General features: G+C 69.8%; 2 protein-coding genes and 2 pseudogenes. 2 read left to right on the top strand and 2 right to left on the bottom strand.

The features are described 5' to 3' along the window. Nucleotides 1-526, top strand: a pseudogene (locus tag AC2W7M_RS22710) (amidase); the annotation flags it as partial. Nucleotides 527-983: 457 nt separating this feature from the next. Here AC2W7M_RS22710 and tolB read toward each other — a convergent pair. Together tolB and AC2W7M_RS22700 are read right to left on the bottom strand one after the other, a co-directional pair. Then, nucleotides 984-2,323 (bottom strand): annotated as a pseudogene (gene tolB, locus AC2W7M_RS22705) (Tol-Pal system beta propeller repeat protein TolB). Between the two features lie 252 nt (nucleotides 2,324-2,575). Next, a complete protein-coding gene (locus AC2W7M_RS22700; protein WP_486135125.1) occupies nucleotides 2,576-2,803 on the bottom strand; it encodes a hypothetical protein in 228 nt (75 codons plus the stop codon). A gap of 98 nt (nucleotides 2,804-2,901) precedes the next feature. Here AC2W7M_RS22700 and AC2W7M_RS22695 point away from each other — a divergent pair, with 98 nt between their 5' ends. Beyond that, entirely contained in the window at nucleotides 2,902-3,081 is a 180-nt protein-coding gene (locus tag AC2W7M_RS22695; RefSeq protein WP_486135123.1) for a hypothetical protein, read from the top strand. The last annotated feature ends 87 nt before the right edge of the window (nucleotides 3,082-3,168 follow it).

The following is a 3,168-nucleotide window of genomic DNA, read 5'->3' as shown; positions in this document are numbered from 1 at the left end:
GGCGCGCGCTGTGTCGCGCACCACAATCTTCTCACCTTGCCGAGCGGGGAGGGGCTCTCAAGCGTCGACCCTGCCGGAGGAACTGGAGGCGGCCGACGCGGCGCACGGCACGATCCAGGACTTCGAGGCCGCGCTGGCGCTGATGGACGAGTTCACCCACCACCGCGACCAGCTGTCCGACGGGCTACGGGCGCACCTGGAGAAGGCGTCCGCCATCACGCCCGAGGCCTATGACGAGGCGCGGCGCATCGGCAAGCGCGGGCGGCACGTGCTCGGCACCCTGTTCGGCGAGGTGGACGCGCTGCTCACCTTCTCCGCGCCCGGCACCGCGCCGGAGGGCTTCGCCTCCACCGGCTCGCCCATGTTCAACCGGCTGTGGACGCTGATGGGCTGTCCGACCATCAATATCGCCGGCCTCACCGGCGCCGACGGGCTGCCCATGGGCGTGCAGCTGGTGGGCCGTTTCGGGCGGGACCGGGCGGCCCTGAGCCTCGCCGCGCTGGTGGAAGGCGCCATCGCCGCGTGAAATAACGTATGCCAAGCCGTTGCCCCGTGCGATGCACGCTTGGCTAAAGATGAAAATCTCAAGTTACTTGGCCCGGCCGCGCTTTCGCGGCGCAGCGAGAAGTCATGCGCCGCAGCACATTTCAGGTCTTTTCAGGCCGGCGCGCTTTGCTAGGTTTCCCCGCGAGGTCGATCATGCGGGGAGCAGCCGGTGACGGTGACGCAGGTCTTGACGCTCCTGAAGCTCGGCGCCGCCATGGCCTTCATTGGCGCGGTGCTGCTGGGGATGACGTAGACGCGGCGCGGCCGGGCTCAGCGCGGGGCCCAGACAACAACAACACAAGGGAAGGTCGGATCGACCCCACACGGCGCCGGGGAGGGCAACCTCCCCGGCGTTCGTGCGCCAGGGAGGGCGATCCGGGGCCGTCGCTGGTGCGGGCCTATTCCTGCTGGCCCGTGCCTGCGGGCGCGCCGCGCCCTCAGGAGCGCAGCGGCGACCAGGCGGGGTCGGAGGCGTAGCTCGGCGTGGGCACCCGCTGCTCGTTGTAGCCGGTCACGTCCACCGTGTAGAGGTTCGGCCCCGCGGCGCCGCCGGGATCGCGGAAGAACATGATGACCCGGCCGTTGGGGGCGAAGGTCGGCCCCTCATTGTGATAGCCCTCGGTGAGCACGCGCTCGCCCGAGCCATCGGTCTTCATGACGCCGATGGCGAAGCGGCCCTCCGCCTGCCGGGTGAAGGCGATCCAGTCGCGCGCGGCGACCAGACGGGCGTCGAGTAGCGGGCATTGCCGAACGAGATGCGCCGCGCGCCGGAGCCGTCCGCATTCATCAGGTAGATCTGCGAGGAGCCGCCGCGATCGCTCTCGAAGCAGATCTGCCGCCCGTCCGGCGAATAGCAGGGCGCGGTGTCGATCGCCGGCGTGTCGGTGAGGCGGGTGGTGGCCTTCGACCGCAGGTCCATGACGAAGATGTTGGAATTGCTGCCCTGCTGCAGGCTCATGATGACCTTCTGCCCATCCGGCGCGAAGCGCGGGGCAAAGCTCATGCCCGGGAAGTTGCCCACCACCTCGCGCTGGCCGGTCTCGATGTTGAGCAGGAACACGCGCGGATCACCTTGTCCGTAGGACATGTAGGTGATCTCCTGGCTGGTGGGCGAGAAGCGCGGGGTCAGCACCAATTGGTCGCCGCGCGTGAGGTAGCTCACATTGGCGCCGTCCTGGTCCATGATGGCGAGACGCTTGATGCGCCGCTCCTTCGAGCCGCTCTCGTCGACGAACACGATGCGGGTGTCGAAATAGCCCTTCTCTCCGGTCAGCCGCTCATAGATGGCGTCGGCGATGATGTGGGCGATGCGGCGCCAGTTCTCCGGCTGCGCCACGAACTGCTGGGCCGCCAGCTGCTGGCCGGCGAACACATCCCACAGCCGGAAGATCACCTGGAAGCGCCCGTCCTGCTGGCGCGCGACGCGGCCGGTGACGAGGCCCTGCGCGTTGATGACGCGCCAGTCCTGGAAGCGCGGCGTGTCGGGATTGGAGATCTGCTCCACGAACGCCTTGGGATCGATCGGCGCGAACAGGCCGGAGCGCTTGAGGTCGGCGGCGATGACGCCGGAAATGGCGCGGCCCTGCTCCACCTCTCCCACGAAATCGGTGATGGCGATCGGGATCGGCTGGGGCACGCCGCCGGAGATGTCGAGCTTCAACGCGGCGTCGGCCGGCGAGGCCCTGAGCGTCGCGCCGGCGGCCAGAAGGCCACCGGCGCCGGCCACGAAGCTGCGGCGGGTCAGCGCGAATCTGGAACTCGTGGCGGGCGGCTTCACGTTGGTCGGACCTCTGAAGGGTTTCGGCGTCCATCCGCGCGGCGGGGCCGGCTTCGGGTGGGGGCGCGCAGAAAGGGGAACGCGGAACGGTCGGGACGGGTGTCCCTCAGACGAGAACCGCACCTGCCCCGGTTGGGATCCATCCGCGGCAGGGTCAGTGTCACGATGCGAGATGCGCAAGCGCTCGCGCCCGCCGGGCCGGGTGCCGGCCGGAGGGAACGGGCTTCCGCCGCCGAGCGGGCCGGGCGCATGTCAGGCTCCCTTCGGCGTGAATCTCAGCTCCATATCCTTCCACTGACGATAGTTTTCCTTGCGGAGCATGGTGTAGGGCTGGCAGCGCAGCAAGGCGCGCATGGCGCTGTCGGCGATCGGCCGCCAGAAGGCGGAGGGGCTGCCCCCGAGCACCTCGGGCTGCCCGGCAATGGAGCCATCCTCGCGGAACGACACGTTGATCAGCACGAACAGCGCGTCGTCCGGCACGCCGGGCGTGATCCAGCACTGCTGGAGGCGGGCGCGGAAGGCGTCGATCTCGCTCTGGCTTAGGGTCGCCTGCTCGCCGCGCGGGCGCCGAGCGAGGCGTGGTGGAGACCTGGCTGGCGCTCGCCGCTTGGCGCGTCGGCGTGCGCTTGTCCAGCAGCTGCTTGATCTCGTCGGCGTTGAAGTCGCGCTGCGAGGTGACGTCCTGGGGCTTGGGATCGTCCTTCGGCGGCGCGGGCTTCCTCGGCGGCAGCGGCACCGGCGCGAGCGAGGCCTGCTGAACCGGCTTCGGGTCCGGCTTGCCGCGTTGTTGAGCGCCTCGTCGGCGGTGGCGGCGTGGGCGCGCCTCGGCCGCCTTGGGCGGGTCG

This window comes from Xanthobacter sp. BG11Y11_SDJG, assembly GCF_057364445.1.
Note: the sequence above shows the minus strand (reverse complement) of the source record. Positions and strands in the feature narration are given on the sequence as shown.